The sequence below is a fragment of the Kribbella antiqua genome, from assembly GCF_004345665.1.
Taxonomy (GTDB): Bacteria; Actinomycetota; Actinomycetes; order Propionibacteriales; family Kribbellaceae; genus Kribbella; species Kribbella antiqua.
The window spans coordinates 325,243-343,943 of the sequence record NZ_SLWR01000003.1 but is presented as its reverse complement, the minus strand read 5'-3'; the positions used below and the strand labels follow the sequence as shown (position 1 = coordinate 343,943).

At 68.1% G+C, this 18,701-nt stretch carries 19 protein-coding genes; 5 read left to right on the top strand and 14 right to left on the bottom strand.

Translation table 11 applies throughout. The annotated features are described in order from the left end of the window. Positions 1-6: 6 nt before the first annotated feature. From nuoK to EV646_RS10995, 13 genes are all read right to left on the bottom strand, one after another. Positions 7-306 carry an NADH-quinone oxidoreductase subunit NuoK gene (gene nuoK, locus EV646_RS11055; protein ID WP_130384807.1) on the bottom strand — a complete coding sequence of 100 codons (300 nt, stop codon included), beginning with the start codon at positions 304-306 and terminating at the stop codon, positions 7-9. Continuing rightward, positions 303-1,148, bottom strand: a complete 846-nt coding sequence (locus tag EV646_RS11050; protein WP_132147088.1) for an NADH-quinone oxidoreductase subunit J — start codon at positions 1,146-1,148, stop codon at positions 303-305. Before EV646_RS11050 ends, nuoK begins: the two co-directional genes overlap by 4 nt. Next, entirely contained in the window at positions 1,145-1,696 is a 552-nt protein-coding gene (gene nuoI, locus EV646_RS11045) for an NADH-quinone oxidoreductase subunit NuoI (protein ID WP_241995749.1), read from the bottom strand. The genes EV646_RS11050 and nuoI overlap by 4 nt, the downstream gene beginning before the upstream one ends. Then, the gene (gene nuoH / locus EV646_RS11040; protein WP_132147082.1) at positions 1,689-3,017 is read right to left on the bottom strand and encodes an NADH-quinone oxidoreductase subunit NuoH; all 1,329 of its coding nucleotides are present in this window, start codon (positions 3,015-3,017) and stop codon (positions 1,689-1,691) included. The genes nuoI and nuoH overlap by 8 nt, the downstream gene beginning before the upstream one ends. Continuing rightward, entirely contained in the window at positions 3,014-5,443 is a 2,430-nt protein-coding gene (locus EV646_RS11035; protein ID WP_132147079.1) for an NADH-quinone oxidoreductase subunit G, read from the bottom strand. Before EV646_RS11035 ends, nuoH begins: the two co-directional genes overlap by 4 nt. Next, positions 5,440-6,741, bottom strand: coding sequence for an NADH-quinone oxidoreductase subunit NuoF (gene nuoF / locus EV646_RS11030; protein WP_132147077.1), 1,302 nt, complete (start codon positions 6,739-6,741; stop codon positions 5,440-5,442). Before nuoF ends, EV646_RS11035 begins: the two co-directional genes overlap by 4 nt. A gap of 2 nt (positions 6,742-6,743) precedes the next feature. Beyond that, positions 6,744-7,550, bottom strand: coding sequence for an NADH-quinone oxidoreductase subunit NuoE (nuoE, locus tag EV646_RS11025; RefSeq protein WP_132147075.1), 807 nt, complete (start codon positions 7,548-7,550; stop codon positions 6,744-6,746). Further along, the gene (locus tag EV646_RS11020) at positions 7,551-8,888 is read right to left on the bottom strand and encodes an NADH-quinone oxidoreductase subunit D (RefSeq protein WP_132147072.1); all 1,338 of its coding nucleotides are present in this window, start codon (positions 8,886-8,888) and stop codon (positions 7,551-7,553) included. Then, positions 8,888-9,595 carry an NADH-quinone oxidoreductase subunit C gene (locus EV646_RS11015; protein ID WP_199236924.1) on the bottom strand — a complete coding sequence of 236 codons (708 nt, stop codon included), beginning with the start codon at positions 9,593-9,595 and terminating at the stop codon, positions 8,888-8,890. The genes EV646_RS11020 and EV646_RS11015 overlap by 1 nt, the downstream gene beginning before the upstream one ends. Further along, on the bottom strand, positions 9,592-10,146 hold the full coding sequence (locus EV646_RS11010; RefSeq protein ID WP_132147069.1) for a NuoB/complex I 20 kDa subunit family protein: 555 nt from the start codon (positions 10,144-10,146) through the stop codon (positions 9,592-9,594). Before EV646_RS11010 ends, EV646_RS11015 begins: the two co-directional genes overlap by 4 nt. A 3-nt stretch (positions 10,147-10,149) precedes the next feature. Continuing rightward, a complete protein-coding gene (locus tag EV646_RS11005) occupies positions 10,150-10,509 on the bottom strand; it encodes an NADH-quinone oxidoreductase subunit A (protein ID WP_132147066.1) in 360 nt (119 codons plus the stop codon). A 126-nt stretch (positions 10,510-10,635) separates the two neighbouring features. Then, on the bottom strand, positions 10,636-11,949 hold the full coding sequence (locus EV646_RS11000) for a geranylgeranyl reductase family protein (protein ID WP_132147063.1): 1,314 nt from the start codon (positions 11,947-11,949) through the stop codon (positions 10,636-10,638). A gap of 188 nt (positions 11,950-12,137) precedes the next feature. Then, positions 12,138-12,836, bottom strand: coding sequence for a demethylmenaquinone methyltransferase (locus EV646_RS10995; RefSeq protein WP_132147060.1), 699 nt, complete (start codon positions 12,834-12,836; stop codon positions 12,138-12,140). A gap of 130 nt (positions 12,837-12,966) precedes the next feature. Here EV646_RS10995 and EV646_RS10990 point away from each other — a divergent pair, with 130 nt between their 5' ends. Both EV646_RS10990 and EV646_RS10985 read left to right on the top strand, forming a co-directional pair. Further along, positions 12,967-14,229, top strand: a complete 1,263-nt coding sequence (locus tag EV646_RS10990; RefSeq protein WP_132147057.1) for an isochorismate synthase — start codon at positions 12,967-12,969, stop codon at positions 14,227-14,229. Positions 14,230-14,232: 3 nt separating this feature from the next. Continuing rightward, positions 14,233-14,853 (top strand): MBL fold metallo-hydrolase, encoded by a 621-nt coding sequence (locus tag EV646_RS10985; protein ID WP_132147054.1) that lies wholly within the window; start codon positions 14,233-14,235, stop codon positions 14,851-14,853. A gap of 18 nt (positions 14,854-14,871) precedes the next feature. Here the strand turns inward: EV646_RS10985 and EV646_RS10980 are convergent, their stop codons facing one another. Continuing rightward, on the bottom strand, positions 14,872-15,702 hold the full coding sequence (locus EV646_RS10980; protein WP_132147051.1) for a GNAT family N-acetyltransferase: 831 nt from the start codon (positions 15,700-15,702) through the stop codon (positions 14,872-14,874). Between the two features lie 113 nt (positions 15,703-15,815). On the opposite strand from EV646_RS10980, the gene EV646_RS10975 reads away from it, so the two are divergent. From EV646_RS10975 to EV646_RS10965, 3 genes are read left to right on the top strand one after another with little or no spacing between them, the layout of a single operon-like run. Further along, positions 15,816-17,393 (top strand): PASTA domain-containing protein, encoded by a 1,578-nt coding sequence (locus tag EV646_RS10975; protein WP_132147048.1) that lies wholly within the window; start codon positions 15,816-15,818, stop codon positions 17,391-17,393. Between the two features lie 2 nt (positions 17,394-17,395). Beyond that, the gene (locus tag EV646_RS10970) at positions 17,396-18,025 is read left to right on the top strand and encodes a hypothetical protein (RefSeq protein ID WP_132147045.1); all 630 of its coding nucleotides are present in this window, start codon (positions 17,396-17,398) and stop codon (positions 18,023-18,025) included. A 40-nt stretch (positions 18,026-18,065) separates the two neighbouring features. Beyond that, positions 18,066-18,689 carry a helix-turn-helix transcriptional regulator gene (locus EV646_RS10965; protein ID WP_132147042.1) on the top strand — a complete coding sequence of 208 codons (624 nt, stop codon included), beginning with the start codon at positions 18,066-18,068 and terminating at the stop codon, positions 18,687-18,689. The last annotated feature ends 12 nt before the right edge of the window (positions 18,690-18,701 follow it).

The window sequence follows — 18,701 nt, the reverse complement described above, 5'->3', positions numbered from 1 at the left end:
GATACCTCAGTACTTGAGCAGGTTGGCGTCGTCGACCGAGGCCGAGCGACGGGTGCGGAAGATGGCCATGATGATCGCCAGCCCGATGACCACCTCGGCCGCGGCCACCACCATCACGAAGAAGGCGGCGATCTGGCCGTCGAGGTTGCCGTGCTGACGGGCGAAGCTGACGAACGCGAGGTTGGTCGCGTTCAGCATCAGCTCGACACACATGAAGACGACGATGGCGTTACGCCGCACCAGCACACCCAATGCACCGATGCTGAAGAGAATCGCCGCGAGCACGATGTACGGCTCGGTTGTCACAGCTTGTCTCCTTCGCCATACCCGGAGAGATCCGTGCTCTCAGGCTCGGACGGGACCTTGTCGCCGGGGTCGCCTTCGCTGATCTCGCGAACCGTCTCGAGCTCCGCGCGCTCCTCGGCTTCGGGGAACACGGTGCCACGAGCCTGCAGCACCCGCGAAACCGAGGTCGGTGCGATCGAACCGTCCGGCAGCAGCGCGGGCGTGTCGACCGCGTTGTGCCGGGCCAGTACGCCGGGAGTCGGCAGCGGACCCGGGTGGACGCCGGACTCGGCGTACTTGCGGATGCGCTCCTCGGCGAACTCGCGCTGCGTCTTCTTCTTGGTCAGCCGCTCGCGGTGCGCCAGCATCATTGCGCCGAGTGCCGCGGTGATCAGCAGCGCCGAGGTCACCTCGAAGGCGAACACGTACTTGCCGAACAGCAGCTGCGCGATCCCCTTCGGGTTCCCGTCCGGCTGGGCGTCACCCAGGCCGACCGGGTCGCCGTACACCGCGTTGCCGATGGCCGAGATCAGCAGGATCGCGATCCCGAGGAAGCCCACGCCGGCAAGCAGCCGCTGACCGCGAATCGTCTCCACCAGGGAGTCGGACGCGTCCACACCGACCAGCATCAGCACGAACAGGAACAGCATCAGGATCGCGCCGGTGTAGACGATGATCTGAACGGCGAACAGGAACGGCGCGTCCTGAGCGGCGTACTGGACGGCCAGGCAGACCATCACCGTCGCCAGCAGCAGCGCCGAGTGCACCGCCTTGCGGACCAGCACCATCGCGATCGCGGCCAGCACCATGATCGGCGCCAGCATCCAGAACGCGACCTGCGATCCGGTCACCAGGCCGATCATTTGCCGTCACCACCCTCGGCGGGTACGGCGGCCGCGCCGGTGAGCCCGAGGTAGTAGTCCTTCTCGGTGGTGCCGAGCTGCATCTCGTGCGGCGGCTCCTGCATGCCCGGCAGCAGCGGCGCCAGCAGGTCCTTCTTCTCGTAGATGAGGGACTCGCGGGTGGTGTCGGCCAGCTCGTACTCGTTCGTCATCGTGAGCGCCCGGGTCGGGCAGGCCTCGATGCACAGACCGCAGAGGATGCAGCGCAGGTAGTTGATCTGGTAGACGCGGCCGTAGCGCTCACCGGGCGACATGCGGCCGCCCTCTGTGTTGTCGGCGCCTTCGACATAGATCGCGTCCGCCGGGCAGGCCCACGCGCAGAGCTCGCAGCCGATGCACTTCTCCAGACCGTCCGGCCAGCGGTTCAGCTGGTGCCTGCCGTGGAAGCGTGGCGCGGTCGGCTTCTTCTCGAACGGGTACTGCTCGGTGAACACCTTGCGGAACATCGTCCGGAAGGTGACCCCGAACCCGGCTACCGGGTCCCAGAGGGACTCTTTGACACTAGCCACGGCTGCCTTCCTTGCTACGGGTGTCAGTCTCGCTTCGGCTCGGCGTGTGAACGAGCGGTGGTGGCACCGGGAAGCCGCCGGCGAAGGCGTCGAAGTCCTTCGCCCGGTCCTCCTCGGTCGTCTTCTCTGGCTTGGGCTTCTGCGGGATGAACATGGTCACGATCGCGATCAGCAGGACCACCCCCGCGGCCACCAGCAACGTCGTACGGCTGAAAGTGGTCTCCCGGCCGACCGCGCGGACGGTGGCGACCAGCAGGATCCAGCCCAGCGAGACCGGGATCAGGATCTTCCAGCCCAGCTTCATGAACTGGTCGTAGCGCAGTCGCGGCAGCGTTCCGCGCAGCCAGATGTAGAAGAAGATGAAGCACATCAGCTTGCCGACGAACCACAGCACCGGCCAGTAGCCGGAGTTCGCGCCGTCCCACAGCGAGATCGGCCACGGCGCCCGGTACCCGCCGAGGAACAGCGTGGTGGCCAGCGCCGACACGGTCGCCATGTTGATGTACTCGGCCAGGAAGAACATCGCGTACTTCATCGACGAGTACTCGGTCAGGAAGCCGGCCACCAGCTCGCCTTCGGCCTCCGGCAGGTCGAACGGCGCCCGGTTCGTCTCGCCGATCATCGAGATCACGTAGATCACGAACGACGGGAACAGCAGGAACGCGTACCAGCCCGGGATCGGGATGTCCGCGCCGAACAGGCTGATCGACTGGTGCGAACCCTGCGCCGCGACGATCTCCGAGGTGGAGAGCGAGCCGGCGAACAGGAACACCGTCACCAGCGCCAGGCCCATCGCGACCTCGTAGGAGATCATCTGCGCGCTGGACCGCAGGCCACCGAGCAGCGAGTACGTCGAGTTGGACGACCAGCCGCCGAGCACGATGCCGTAGATGCCGATCGAGGCGACCGCCATCACGTACAGCACCGAGACTGGGATGTCGGTGATCTGCAGCCGGGTGTAGGTGTCGGTGAACGGGATCTTCACCGTCGGCCCGAACGGGATCACCGCGAAGGTCAGGAAGGCCGGGATCGACACGATCACCGGCGCGGCGATGAAGACGACCTTGTCGACGCCCTTCGGCATCAGGTCTTCCTTGAACATCAGCTTCATACCGTCGGCCAGCGACTGCAGCAGACCCTGCGGTCCGTGCACGTTCGGGCCGATCCGGTGCTGCATCCGGGCCACCACCCGGCGCTCCCACCAGATGTTGAACAGTGTCAGCACGACCAGGAAGACGAAGACCAGCAGCACCTTCAGGCCGATGACCCACCACGGGTCGTGCCCGAAGCCGGCATCCGGTGTCGCGAGCGGGATGTTCATGCGTTCCCTCCGGCGATCGTCACGATCGAGCCATGGTCTGCGTGCAGCGACCGGCGTACGTGCGAGTCGGCCGAGTTGGTCGGCAGCCACACCACGTTGTCGGTCATCGGGGTGATCACGACCGGCAGCCGGATCGAGCCCGCGTCGGTGCTGATCACCAGCTCGTCGCCATCGGCGACACCGACCCGGTGCGCGGTGGTGAGCGAGATCCGGGCGACCGGCTTCCGCGCGGTGGCGCTCAGGTGCGGCTCACCGTCGTTCGCGCGGCTGTCGTCGATCAGCATCCGCCAGGTCGCGAGCCGGGTCGAGTCGAACGCGCCGAGCGCCGGGCCGGCCTTGTACGTCGGCTCCTGCGCCCGCTCGCCGTCCCAGCGGCCGAGCTCGTCGTACTCCTTCTTCGCGCCGGCCGGAGTGCTGAACCCGAGGGGCAGGCCCATCTCCTGCGCCAGCGCGGCCAGCGCCCGGACATCGGGCATCGCGGCCGGAACCTTCAGTACGACGGGGAACGGCCGCTCGCGACCCTCCCAGTTGACGAAGGTGCCGTCCTTCTCCGCCGGCGGAACCACCGGGAAGACGACGTCGGCATGCTCGGTCACCTGCGAGTTGCGAACCTCGAAGCTGACCACGAACGGCGCTGCCTCGAGCGCGGCCAGGGCCGCCGCCGGGTCCGGCAGGTCGTCGATCTCGACACCCGCGACCACCAGCGCCTGCAGGGATCCCGCACTCGCGATGATCTCGGTGAGGTCCTTGCCGACCGAGGCCGGCAGGTTCTCCACACCCCACGCGGCCTGCATGTCGACCCGGGCCTGCGGGTCCGTCACCAGTCGGCCACCGGGCAGCAGCCCCGGCAGGCAGCCGGCTTCGAGCGCACCGCGGTCACCCGCACGACGCGGGATCCACGCCAGCTGAGCACCCGTGTCGAGGGCGAGCCGCAGCGCGGTCGAGTAGCCACCCGGCACAGCTGCCAGCCGCTCACCCAGGACGATGATCGAGTCGGACCCCAGCGAACCCAGCGCCGCGGCCCCGGCCTCACCGGCGTTCCCGAGATCACTCAGTACGGCGGCCTCGGTGCCCGGCGAGGCGTGCACGACGACACCGTCCAGCTTCTCGATGCCGCGGGACGCGTACGCCGCGACCGTGAACACCTTGGTCCCGTGCGCGCGGACGCCCTTGCGCAGGCGCAGGAACACCGACGGCGCCTCCTCCTCGGGCTCGAACCCGACGAGCAGCACCGATCCGGCCTTCTCCAGGTCGGAGAACGTCGTACTCAGGCCGGTCCCGGCCACCGCGGCGGCGAGGAAGTCGGCCTCCTCGCCGGAGTGCGGGCGGGCCCGGAAATCGATGTCGTTGGTGCCGAGGGCGACCCGCGCGAACTTCGAGTAGGCGTAGGAGTCCTCGAGCGTCAGCCGCCCGCCGGTCAACACCGCCGCGTTGCCGCGGGCCGCGGTCAGCTTCTCCGCGGCGAAAGTCAGCGCCTCCGGCCAGGACGCCGGCCGCAGCTCGCCGTCCTCACGGATCAGCGGGTGGGTCAGCCGGTCACCGGTGGACGCGTAGTTGAACGCGAACCGGTCCTTGTCGGAGATCCACTCCTCGTTGACCTCGGCGTCGTCACCGGCCAGCCGGCGCATCACCTTGCCGCGCCGGTAGTCGACCCGGATCGCCGCACCGGAGGAGTCGTGCTCCGCCACCGACGGAACCGATACCAGGTCGAACGGCCGGGACCGGAACCGGTACGCCGCACTCGTCAGCGCACCCACCGGGCAGATCTGGATGGTGTTGCCGGAGAAGTAGCTCTCGAACGGCTCCTTCTCGTAGATGCCGACCTGCTGCAGCGCACCCCGCTCGACCAGCGCGATGAACGGGTCGCCGGCGATCTGCTCGGAGAACCGGGTGCAGCGGGCGCAGAGCACGCAGCGCTCGCGGTCCAGCAGCACCTCGGCCGAGATGTTGATCGGCTTCGGGTAGGTCCGCTTGATCTCGGTGAACCGGGTCTCGCCGCGGCCGTTGGTCATCGCCTGGTTCTGCAGCGGGCACTCGCCGCCCTTGTCGCAGACCGGGCAGTCCAGCGGGTGGTTGATCAGCAGGAACTCCATGTTCCCGTGCTGCGCCTTGTCCGCGACGGGGGACGTCACCTGGGTGCGGATCACCATGCCGTCGGCAACCGTCAGCGTGCAGGACGCCTGCGGCTTCGGCATGCCGCGACCGTTGCCCGCGTCAACGACCTCGACCAGGCACTGGCGGCAGGCGCCGACCGGGTCGAGCAGCGGGTGGTCGCAGAACCGCGGGATCTGGATGCCGATCTGCTCGGCCGCCCGGATCGCCAGGCTGTTCTTCGGAACCTTCACCTCGATGTCGTCGATGGTGACCGTCACCAGATCGGTGCGTTCCACCTCGGCACCGGCCGGCGGGTTCGCTTGGATCGTCATGCGCTTGCTCCAGCGGTAGCGAAGACAGTGCTTGCCATCGGGTCGAACGGGCAGCCGCCGTTCTCGAAGTGCGCCAGGTACTCGTCCTTGAAGTACTGGATCGAGCTGGTGATCGGGCTGGTCGCACCGTCACCGAGCGCGCAGAAGGACCGGCCGAGGATGTTCTCGCACAGGTCCAGCAGGGTGTCGAGGTCCTCCTCGGTGCCCTTGCCGTGCTCCAGCCGCTCCAGGATCTGCACCAGCCACCACGTGCCCTCACGGCACGGCGTGCACTTGCCACAGGACTCGTGCTTGTAGAACTCGGTCCAGCGCAGTACGGCGCGAACCACACAGGTGGTCTCGTCGAAGATCTGCAGCGCCTTCGTGCCCAGCATCGAGCCGACCGAACCGACACCCTCGTAGTCCAGCGGTACGTCGAGGTGGTCGGCAGTCAGCAGCGGCGTCGACGAACCACCCGGCGTCCAGAACTTCAGCTCGTGTCCTTCGCGGACGCCGCCGGCCAGGTCGAGCAGCTGCCGCAGCGTGATACCCAGCGGCGCCTCGTACTGACCCGGCCGGGCGACGTGCCCGGACAGCGAGTACAGCGTCATCCCCTTGGATTTCTCGGTGCCCATCGAGGAGAACCAGTCGGCGCCGTTCTTGATGATGGCGGGAACGGACGCGATCGACTCGACGTTGTTGATCACAGTGGGGCAGCCGTACAGACCGGCCACGGCCGGGAAGGGAGGACGCAGCCGGGGTTGACCGCGACGGCCTTCCAGCGAGTCGAGCAGCGCCGTCTCCTCGCCGCAGATGTACGCACCGGCGCCGGCATGCACGACCACGTCCAGGTCGTAGCCGCTGCCGAGGATGTTCTGGCCGATGAAACCGGCGGCCTTGGCCTCCTCGACCGCCTGCTGCAGCCGGCGGATCACGTGCAGCACCTCACCGCGGACATAGATGAACGCGACCGAGGCGCGGATCGCGTACGACGCGATGACGACGCCCTCGACCAGCGTGTGCGGCGAGGCGAGCATCAGCGGGATGTCCTTGCAGGTGCCCGGCTCGGACTCGTCCGCGTTCACCACCAGGTACTTCGGCTTCGGGTTGTCCTGCGGGATGAACGACCACTTCATCCCGGTCGGGAAGCCCGCGCCGCCACGGCCGCGCAGCCCCGAGTCCTTGACGGCGGTGACCACGTCGGCCGGCTGCATCCGCAGCGCCGTACGGAGTGCGTCGTACCCGCCCTGTCGCTGGTACGACGCCAGCTGCCAGGAGCGGATCTGGTCCCAGTTGTCGGACAGCACCGGGGTCAACATGGTCAGTCCTCCTTCCTGGTGTCGTCGGTGTGGACGGCCTGCGACTCACGGCCAGGCTGGTCTTCCGGCCGCGGACCCGGTACGCCGTCCAGCGCCGGAGCGGAGCCCTGTCGCCCGGCCGGGGCCGTCCAGTTGCGCTCCCGGGCCAGCCGCAGACCGGCCAGCGTCGCCTTGCCACCGGTCGGTCCCTCGTCGGCGCGCCCGTCGGGGAACCCGGCCAGCACCCGCTCGGCTTCCTTCCAGGTGCAGATCGTCGCACCGCGCGGCGACTTCACCTCGGTGCCCTCACGCAGGTCGTCGACCAGCTGGGTCGCCGACTCCGGGGTCATGTCGTCGAAGAACTCCCAGTTCACCATCATCACCGGCGCGTAGTCGCAGGCGGCGTTGCACTCGATGTGCTCGAGGGTGATCTTGCCGTCCTCGGTGGTCTCGTCGTTGCCGACGTCGAGGTGATCCTTCAGCCGCTCGAAGATCAGGTCGCCGCCCATGACGGCGCACAGCGTGTTGGTGCAGACCCCGACGTGGTAGGCGCCGACCGGGCGGCGCTTGTACATCGTGTAGAAGGTCGCCACCGCCGACACCTCGGCACCGGTCAGCCCGAGCACGTCGGCGCACGCCTCGATGCCCTCCGGGGTGACCCGGCCCTCGACCGACTGCACCAGGTGCAGCATCGGCAGCAGTGCGGACCGGGCGACCGGGTAGCGGGCCGCGATCTCGCGCATCTCCGCGATCGTGGTGTCGGTGATCTTCGAGTCACCGGTGCTGTAGGGCACCGGCACGTCGGTCGCTGTCGCGTGGTTCTCGGCCATCTATCGGTCCACTCCACCCATCACCGGGTCAAGGCTGGCGACGGCGACGATCACGTCGGCGACCTGGCCGCCCTCGCACATGATCGGCATCGCCTGCAGGTTTGCGAAGGACGGGTCACGGAAGTGCGCCCGGTACGGCTTGGTGCCGCCGTCGGAGACGAGGTGACAGCCCAGCTCGCCGCGCGGCGACTCGATCGCCACGTACGCCTGGCCGGCCGGCACCCGGAAGCCCTCGGTGACCAGCTTGAAGTGATGGATCAGCGCTTCCATCGACTCGCCCATGATGTGCTTGATGTGGTCGAGCGAGTTGCCCATCCCGTCGGTGCCGACGGCCAGCTGGCTCGGCCAGCCGATCTTCTTGTCGGCGATCATCACCGGCTCACCCTCCAGCTTGGCCAGCCGGTCGGCGCACTGCTCGACGATCTTCAGCGACTCGTGCATCTCCTGCAGCCGGACCCGGAACCGCCCGTACGAGTCCGCCGAGTCCCAGGTCGGTACGTCGAAGTCGTACGTCTCGTAGCCGCAGTACGGCTGGGTCTTGCGCAGGTCCAGCGGGTAGCCGGTCGACCGCACCGTCGGGCCGGAGATACCGAGCGCCATGCAGCCGGCCAGATCCAGGTGGCCGACGTTCTGCAGCCGGGCCTTGAAGATCGGGTTGGCGTTGCACAGCTCGGCGTACTCGGGCAGGTGCTTGTTCATCCAGGTGATGTACTCGCGGATCTTGTCCAGCGCACCCGGCGGCAGGTCCTGCGCGACACCGCCCGGCCGGACGAACGCGTGGTTCATCCGCAGGCCGGTGATCAGCTCGAACAGGTCGAGCGTCATCTCCCGCTCGCGGAAGCCGATCGTCATCACCGTCAGCGCGCCGATCTCCATACCGCCGGTGGCGATACAGACCAGGTGGCTGCTGATCCGGTTGAGCTCCATCAGGAGCACCCGCATCACGTTGGCCTTCTCCGGGACCTGGTCCTCGATCCCGAGCAGCCGCTCGACCGCGAGACAGTACGCCGTCTCGTTGTAGAACGGCGACAGGTAGTCCATCCGGGTGCAGAACGTGACGCCCTGCGTCCAGGAGCGGAACTCCATGTTCTTCTCGATGCCGGTGTGCAGGTAGCCGATGCCGCAGCGGGCCTCGGTCACCGTCTCGCCCTCGATCTCGAGGATCAGCCGCAGTACGCCGTGCGTGGACGGGTGCTGCGGGCCCATGTTGACGACGATCCGCTCTTCGGGCTCCTCGCCGAGGCCGGCCACGACCGAGTCCCAGTCCTGGCCGGTGACGGTGAAGACCTTGCCCTCGGTGGTTTCGCGAGTGGTCGCGTACGGGTCAGTTGTGGTCATCAGTTGTACGACCTCCGCGTGTCGGGCGGTGGGATGACGGCGCCCTTGTACTCGACGTCGATACCGCCGAGCGGGTAGTCCTTGCGCTGCGGGTGACCCGGCCAGTCGTCCGGCATCTGGATCCGGGTCAGCGCCGGGTGACCGTCGAAGATGATGCCGAAGAAGTCCCAGGTCTCCCGCTCGTGCCAGTCGTTGGCCGGGTAGACCGAGACGATCGAGGGGATGTGCGGGTCGGCGTCGGGGACCGACACCTCTAGCCGGATCCGCCGGTTGTGCGTGAGCGACAGCAGGTGGTAGACCGCGTGCAGCTCGCGATCGGTCTCGTTCGGGTAGTGCACCCCGCTGACGCCGGAGCAGAATTCGAACCGCAGCGCCTCGTCGTCGCGCAGGTGCTTGCACACCTCGACCAGCCGCTCGCGGGCGATGTGCAGAGTCAGCTCGTTCCGGTCGACCACGACCTTCTCGATCGCACCGTCGCCGACCAGGCCCTCGAGCCGCTCGGTCGCGCCGTCGAACCAGGAGCCGTACGGCTTCGGCGTACCGCCGGGCAACGCGACCTGGCGGCGCAGGCCGCCGAAGCCGGAGGTGTCACCGGTGCCGCGGACACCGAACATGCCCTGCCGCTGGTCCACCACCTCGGCCGCCGGGGTCTGAGCGTCACCGGCCGCCGACGTCGCCGGCAGGTTCTCGGGTTGCGTGTCGCTCACCGGAGAAGACCCTTCATCTCGATGGTCGGCGACGCCGCGAGTGCGGCCGCCTCCCGCTCCTGCAGCTCCGCCCGCTTGTGCGCGCCGAGCTTGCTGTGCTGGATGTGGTCGTGCAGCTTGAGGAACGCGTCCAGCAGCATCTCCGGCCGCGGCGGGCAGCCGGGCAGGTACATGTCGACCGGGACCACGTGGTCCACGCCCTGCACGATCGCGTAGTTGTTGAACATGCCGCCCGACGACGCGCAGACACCCATCGCGAGCACCCACTTCGGGTTCGGCATCTGGTCGTAGATCTGGCGCAGTACCGGGGCCATCTTCTGGCTCACCCGGCCGGCCACGATCATCAGGTCGGCCTGCCGGGGCGACGCCCGGAAGACCTCCATGCCGAACCGGGCGGCGTCGTACCGCGGCGCGCCGGTGGTCATCATCTCGATCGCGCAGCAGGCCAGCCCGAAGGTTGCCGGCCACAACGACGCCTTCCGCATGTACCCGGACAGGCCCTCGATGGTCGTCAGCAGCACGCCGGCCGGGAGCTGTTCCTCAACACCCATAAGTCAGTCCCACTCCAGTCCGCCGCGGCGCCACACATAGGCGTACGCGACGAAGACGGTGACGATGAAGATGACCATCTCGATCAGCCCGAACAGCGCCATCTGGTCGAAGGCGACCGCCCACGGGTAGAGGAAGATGATCTCGATGTCGAACACGATGAAGAGCATCGCGGTGATGTAGTACTTCACCGGGAACCGCCCGCCGCCGACCGGTTGCGGGGTCGGCTCGATCCCGCACTCGTAGGAGTCGAGCTTGGCCCGGTTGTAGCGCTTGGGTCCGACCAGCGCGCTCGTCACCAAGGTGCCCGCCACGAAGATCGCCGCGAGCACACCGAGAACGAGGATCGGTACGTAAGGGTGCATCGGGTTCCTGCTCCCTCCTTCAGCCGGTGGTCTGTCTGGGTCTGTTTCCGGTCAGCTGTGTTACAGGCACTGCTACCAGCACTGTGTTATCAGTACCGCTGTGGCTCAGCTCACTCGCCCCGCCGCTCAGGCGGCCGGGGCGACCTTCGTGAGCCCGTTGATGATCTTGTCCATCACGTCGCCGTCGCGCGGGTCGGTGAGGTTGGCCAGCAACTTCAGGGTGAACTTCATCAAGGTGGTGCGCGGCAGACCGTACTTGGTGCACAGCCGCATCACCTCCGGATTTCCGATCAGCTTCACGAAGATCCGGCCGAGCGTGTAGTAGCCGCCGTACTCCTGCTTCAGCGCCTTCGGGTACGCCGTCAACGCGCGCTCCCGCTGATTCGGCTGCCGGCGCAGGGCCTGGGCGGCGACCTCGGCGGCGAACGCCCCGGACTCCATCGCGTACGGGATGCCTTCGCCGTTGAACGGGTTGACCATGCCGCCGGCGTCGCCGAGCAGCATCAGGCCGCGGGTGTAGTGCGGCTGCCGGTTGAAGCCCATCGGCAACGCGGCGCCGCGGATCGGGATGGTCTGGAACTCGTCGCGGAACTGCCACTCCTCCGGCGTGTTCTTCAGCCACTGCTTCAGCAGGTCGGCGTAGTCGACCTTGCCGAAGGCGTCGGAGGTGTTCAGGATGCCGAGGCCGACGTTGACGGTGCCGTCGCCCATCCCGAAGATCCAGCCGTAGCCGGGCAGCAGGTTGCGCTGGCCCGGGTTCTGCGGGTCGTCGGCCCACAGCTCCAGCCACGACTCGAGGTAGTCGTCGTCGTGCCGGGGGCTGGTGAAGTAAGTGCGTACGGCGACACCCATCGGGCGGTCGTCGCGCTTGTGCAGACCCATCGCGATGCTGAGCCGGGACGAGTTGCCGTCGGCCGCCATCACCAGTGGCGCCCGGAACTCGACGTCGGCGCCGGCCCGCCGGCCGTTGTCGTCGACCGGCTTCGCGGTGACGCCGACGATGAAGCCCTTGTCGTCCAGGATCGGGCCGGACACGTTGGTCCGTTCGCGCAGCCGCGCCCCGGCCTTGACCGCCTGCCGGGCGAGCATGTCGTCGAAGTCCATCCGGTTCCGGGTCAGGCCGTAGTTCGGGTGGCTGGACAGGTCCGGCCAGTCGAGCTGCAGGACGTGCCCGGCACCCTGGATGCGCAGACCGTAGTTGCGGATCCAGCCGGCCTCTTCGGAGATGTCGATGCCCATGTTGATCAGCTGCTTGGTGCCGCGCGGGGTGAGCCCGTCGCCGCACACCTTCTCGCGGGGGAAGGCGGTCTTCTCCAGCAGCAGGACGTCGAGGCCGGCGTTGGCCAGGTGGTAGGCGGCGGCCGAGCCTGCGGGTCCGGCACCGACGACGATCACATCAGCGGTCTCCGCCTGCTGCCCGCTCGGCACGCTCTGGCTCATCTCGATTCCCGGCCTGGAAGGTTCATCTGGGCGTATGTGCGCTCGTACTGTGACTTAGTGCTGCGTGACTTAGTGAAGGGATTCACGAAGCCCCGACACCCGACAGTCTAGGACTGCCTGACTCGGACACGAAACCGGCCTGCTTTCCCTTGCCTGCAAGCGATTTACGCGCGATTTTTCTTGCGTAATTAAGCGGGCTTGACCGCGCGGTGGATGGCGACCAGGCCGCCGGTGAGGTTGCGCCACTGCACGCGGGTCCAGCCGGAGGCTTCGATGGTGCGCGCGAGTGGCTCCTGGGCCGGCCAGGCGCGGGTCGACTCGGCCAGGTACTCGTACGCTTCCGGGTTCGTCGACACCGCCTTCGCCACTACCGGCACCGCCCGCATCATGTACTCCAGGTACACGATCCGGAACGGCTTCCAGGTCGGGTGCGACTGCTCCAGTACGACGAGCCGCCCGCCCGGCCGGGTCACCCGCAGCATCTCCCGCAGCGCGACGGTGACGTCGTTGACGTTGCGCAGCGCCCACGAGATCGTCACCACGTCGAAGGTGTCGTCGGCGAACGGAAGCTGCAAGGCGTCCCCGGCGATCAGGTCCAGCTCCGGGTAGCGCCGCTTGCCGACCCGCAGCATCCCGACCGAGAAGTCGCAGGACACCACCTCGGCGCCGGCCTCCCGCAGCTTGATACTCGACGCACCGGTGCCGGCCGCCAGGTCGAGGATCTTCATCCCCTTCCGCGGCGCGACCTCCTTGAACGTCTCCGGCCGCCAGTACAGCTTCTCCAGCCCCATCGTGGCCACCGCGTTCGTCCGGTCGTACCCCTCGGCCACGTTGTCGAACATGGCCGCCACGGCATGCGGGTCTTTGCTCAGATCTGCGCGGGTCACCTGTCTAGTTCATCACGGGTAGAGCGGGCTCCGAAATTCGCTGGACATGGGGCGGGCATACGCTTGCGTTTTGTGAGTGCATCTCTAGCCATCGTGATCCGGGGGCGGGGCGCGAGCGAGGAGTGGTGCGGTGAGCTTGTCTGAGCCGGTTCGGAGCCAGGCTCCCCATCTGGTGATCCGGAGCCAGCGGATCGACGGAGTCTCCGCCCAGCTGATGGACCATCTGCCCACCGAGGGCGGCCTGGCCTGGGTACGACGTGGCGACGGTCACGTCGGCTGGGGTGTCGCCGCCCGGCTCGATGTTGCCGGTAGCAACCGCTTCCGGGACGCGGTGTCCTGGTGGCAGGAGCTGGTCGGGGCCGCGGTGGTTCGCGACGAGGTCGGCGTACCAGGCTCCGGACTGGTCTGCTTCGGATCGTTCGGGTTCACCGACGACGATCCGGGTGAGCTCGTCGTACCCGAGGTGATCGTCGGCCGCCGCGGCGGGACGACCTGGGTGACCACGATCTCGCCGGCTTCGTCCCTGGCCGCACCGCCGGAGCTCGTCATCCATCAGCCCGACCCGGTGCACGACGTGGCGTTCGCGGACGGTGCCCGGTCCGGCACCGACTGGTCGAGCATCGTCGCCGACGCTATCGAGCGGATCACCAGCGGTGAGCTGGACAAGGTGGTGCTCGCCCGCGACCTGATCGCGATCGCCGAGCAGCCGATCGACCTGCGCTGGCCGTTGCGGCGGCTCGCGGCGGCGTACCCGAACTGCTGGACGTTCTCCGTCGACGGCCTGATCGGCGCCACCCCCGAGCTCCTGGTCCGGCGCGAGAAGGGCCTGATCACGTCCCGTGTGCTGGCCGGCACGATCCGTCGTACCGGCGATGACGCCCACGACCTCGCGCTGGCCGCGTCGCTGGCCCGGTCGAGCAAGGACTTGGAGGAGCACGAGTTCGCAGTCCGCTCGGTCGCCGACGCATTGAAGCCGCACTGCAAGTCGATGAACGTCCCGGAGACCCCGTTCGTGCTGCACCTGCCGAACGTGATGCACCTCGCCTCCGACGTCGCCGGTGTCGCCGCGAACGGAGCCTCCGCACTCGGCCTCGCCGCCGCGCTGCATCCGTCGGCGGCAGTCTGCGGTACGCCGACAGACGTCGCGCGCGACCTGATCGGGGAGATCGAGGGGATGAAGCGCGGCCGGTTCAGCGGACCGGTCGGCTGGATGGACGCGGCCGGCGACGGCGAGTGGTGTATCGCGCTGCGCTGCGGCCAGGCCGACCCGGACGACCCGCGGCGGATGCGGATCTTCGCCGGCGCGGGCATCGTGGCCGGCTCCGATCCGGTCGCCGAGCTGGCCGAGACGAACGCCAAGCTGGTTCCGATGAGAGATGCGTTGGGAGACTGAATCGTGAAGCTCACCAAGTTCGCGCACGCCTGCGTCCGGCTGGAGAAGGACGGCAAGGTACTGCTGGTCGACCCGGGAACGTTCAGCGAGGACGCGGTCTTCGAACGCGCCGACGCGATCCTGGTCACCCACGAGCACCCGGACCACCTGGACGTCGCCCGCATCTCAGCCCTGGACGCGCCGGTCTACACCAACGCCGGCGTCGCCGCGCAGCTCTCCGATCTGGGCGACCGGGTGACGGTCATCGCCGACGGCCAATCCTTCGACGCGTCCGGTTTCGCAGTACGTGCCTACGGCAAGGACCACGCGATCATCCTCCCGGAGCTCGGCGTCCCCTGCGAAAACGTCGGCTACCTGATCGACGACGCCGTCTACCACCCGGGCGACTCCTTCACCCAGCCCGACCGCGCCGTCCACACCAACCTGGTCCCGATCTCCGGCCCGTGGTTCTCGCTGCCGCCGGCCATCGAGTACGCCCGCGCCATCAAGTCGGAGCAAACTGTGGGCATCCACGACGCCCTCCTCAGCCCCATCGGCCTCGGCATGCAGAAGCGCTGGCTGAGCGAAGCAGGCGGCCGCCCGTACGTCGGCCTGGCCCCGGGCGAGTCGACCGACATCCCGTGACGGACCGCGCCGGGGTATTCAGGTGGTGAAGACCCGGTCGACGAAGTCGGCGACGGGGCGGTAGCCGGCCTGGTAGTAGATCTTGTTGGACGTCGGGTTCGCCAGGTCGGTGAACAGGCAGGCTTGGTTGCCTTGCGCAAGGATCTCACCGGAGACGTGTGCGGTCAGGGCGCCGGCGTAGCCGTGCCGACGGTGCTCGGGAGGGGTGTAGACCGGACCCACCCGGCACACACCGAAGATCGGCAGGTGGTACCCGACCATGCTGACCGGTTCGCCGCCGGCCTCCCAGATCCACATCCGCTCCTCGCGCAGGTGACTCTCGGCCCAGTCGAGGTCGGGGCCATTGAGCTCCGCGAACCCGTCGGCCGACCAATTCGCAACCAGCTCGACCTCCGACGGCTTCATCAGCCGGGCGTGGCCGTCGGCGGCGGCCAGCAGAGTCAGGTCCTCAAGCCGGTGCAGTCGGGAGGCTCGCCCCTCGGTCACGGTGACTCCCCGCGCCGCGGCCCAGGCTTCGGCGAAGCACCGAGTGGCTTCACTGACGCCGGCGACCCCGCCCGGCTCCGGAACGAGCTCGAGGTACGCCGTCGCGACCACGTCGGCGAGGTCCGTCCGGAGAGCGCCGAGGTACACCGGCCGGTTCGGCGTACGCATCGCCGCGCCGATAAGGGCACCGCTCTCGTCGTGGACGGAGACGAAGTACGACGGCTCGGCTTCCGCGCGACAGCTGCCGACGGCGCGCTCATGCACATTGCTCAGGATGATCGTGTGCAGCACCGGATCCTGTTGCAGAAAAGGAAAAACGCTCGCCTCGAACGCCTTCGCATCACTCGTCACCCGCACATCCATGCCACCGGAGATTACGCCTGAACCCGTGACCACGTCGCGCGGATTTACCCCACGGGCGCCGCAATTTCGCCGCAGCAGGTATCAGCGCGCGGGCGGTGGGGGTCCGTTTCAGTATGGGTGGATTTCGTTGGCGATGGGCCGCGCTCGTGTTGGCCGGCGTACTCGCGCTGGCAGGTGCTGGATCCGCGCGCGCTGTCACCGACGACGCGGCGGCGCTGACGCTCGAACCGCTCAGCGGTTCACCGGGCACCGAGGTCGTCGTCACTGGCGGCGGGTTCGATCGGTGCGCGCCGACCGTCGTCCGGGTGAACGCGCTGAACCGCCAAGCAGTCGCCAACACGGCGCAGATCTTGTGGTCAGGCACCGAGGTTGCCACCGCGACGGTTGGGTCCAACGGATCGATCATGTCGTCGTTCAGGGTTCCCGGGGACGCGAAGCCTGCTAGGTACACGGTCGAGGCACACTGCACGGACATCCCGGACGTGGCCTACACCGAAGAGTTCGAAGTCACCCGGACGTTGGTTCCGGTGCCGGATCTGATCGGCATGCATCGCGATGAGGCCGGGGAAGAGCTGATCCGGGAAGGGCTGGTGCTCGGTCAGGTCACTGGCGATGGCGAGACCGTGCAGCGCCAGAAGCCGGGCGTCGGGACCACGGCCGAGGCCGGCAGCGCGGTCGACATCCATCTGGGCACCCTGCCGCGGCCGACCGTCGTACCGAACATCGTCCGGCTCACGCGGGCCCAGGCCATTGCCGCCTTGGCTGCCGCGGAGCTTCGGCTCGGCCGGGTTTCCGGGCGTGGCGACGTCGTACGGAGTCAGGATCCCAAGGCCGGCGAGACGGTGAGCCGCGACAGTGCAGTCGACATCACGGTCGGCTCGGCGACGCGGTTGGTCGTCGTGCCGCGAGTGATCAGGAGGACTACCGAGGCCGCCGCCGAAATCCTCCGCGACCGCGGGCTGGTGCTGGGCCCGGTGGACGGCGACGGAGAGCGGATCCGCGACCAGTTCCCCGAGCCCGGGACCAAGGTTCCCGTTGGCAGCGCGGTCAGCGTGACAACCGAGCGAGACAAGGTTGCGCCGGTGCTGGTGCAGGTTCCGAACGTGGTCGGGCGCACGGTAAATGTCGCTCGCCCAGCGTTGACGGGTGCAGGTTTGGTGCTTGGCGGTCAGCCGGCCGGCGATCGTACGGTCGCAAGTCAGAAACCGGCAGCGGGCACGTTCGTGAAACCCCGCAGCGTGGTGACCGTGACTCTCGTCGCACTCCCGATGGTCCAGGTGCCGGACCTTGTCGGGCACGGCGCGGATCGAGCTCGGACGGCCTTGTCCGACCTGGGGTTGGTGTTCGACGGCGGCTCGGCCAGCGACCGCGACATCGTGAGCCAGCAGCCTGCGGCCGGCACGCTCGTCCCGGTGGGAACCACGGTCACCGTGACGTTCGATCAGCCGTCGTCAGCGTGGGCGGCCGTGGTTGTGCTGGGGGCGCTGCTGCTGGGCGTCGGCGCCGCCATCTATCGCGTAGTGCGACTACGGCTCGACCAGAGTTTTGTTCGCAACAAGGTCAAGGTCGTCGTACGGCAGACTGCGCTGCGCGGTCCGAGGATCACGGAATCGAACCGATCGCCCGCGATGCCGGTCGTACGGATTGAGCCGCACGCCGACGCCGGCACGCACACCCTCGAGGAAGTCTGAACATGACCGTTCCAACTCTGATCGACGATCCGATCGTCCAGGCGCCGTTGAGCGCCGACGCGCTCCTGTTCGGCTCCGCGGCCGAGACGGTCGAAGCCCTGGGTGCCGCGCTCGACGAGCTCGGCAGCACCCGGACCGCGCTGCGCTCGGTACGCCGGCTGTCGGCATCGTCGATCGCGGTCGTCGACCATGAGATCGGCACCATCACCGACGGCCTGCTGAATCTGGATCTCGGCGACGTCCTGCTGTCGGCCTGGCAGAAGTACGCGAAGCTCACCGACGCGGCGCGCCGTACTCTGGCCGTCAGTGGCAGCGAGGAGATCGTTCCGCTCGCGGCGCACACCGTCAGGTCGACGTACTCACCACATGTCGACCTCGTCGCCAACGGGGTGCGGATCCATTCCTTCAAGTTCGAACTCGAGATCGTCTTCGAGCTGACCGCACTGCAGGCCATCGTCAGAGCTGGCACTCTGACCGCGCTGCGCGGCGGCGAGTGCGTCGTCACGGCATCCCTGTCCCTCGACGACGTACAACTGGCCAAGAGGGACCGCTCAGTCGACCTGGAGCTCATGGTCCGTCTGCACCCACCCCGCCCACTGATCACCAGTTCTGTGGCCGCATCGGTGACCTGATGAAGGTGCCGGCCTCTGGTCAGACTCATACACTGCGAGCATGTCCACCACGCGGTTGCTGCTGCTCGGGGTCGTGCGGATCTTCCAGCCGGCGTACGGCTATCAGCTGCGCCGCGAGCTGCTCACCTGGGACGTGCAGCAGTGGGCGAACATCAACCCGGGCTCGATCTACACCGGCCTGCGCACGCTGGCCAAACACGGGTACCTGCAGGAGCTCGAGGAGGGCGACAGGCCCGGGCGTACGTCGTACAAGCTGACGGCCGACGGCGAGACGGAGTACTTCACGCTGCTGCGGGAACTGCTGTGGAACGTGGACAGCTTCCACCCGGACCGGATGCAGGCCGCGCTGAGCTTCCTGTGGTCGCTGCGGCGGGACGAGGTGCTGGCCGCGCTCGAGGCGCGCATCGTGAAACTCGAGCAGCAGCAGAAGGCGGAGCCGTTCGCGGAGCGGCAGGTCCTGGAGGACCCGGGGACGCCGAACCACGTCGTCGAGATGTTCCGGATCGTCGACGCCCGCGCCACCGGCGAGCTCGAGTGGACCCGTGCCTTCCACCAGCGCGTCACCGACGGCGCCTACTCCTTCGCCGGCGAACCCGCCGACTGGCAGCCCTACCCCGGCATGGTCACCCACTGGGGCGAAATCCCGAACCCACCCACCAACTAACCGCAGGCCCCT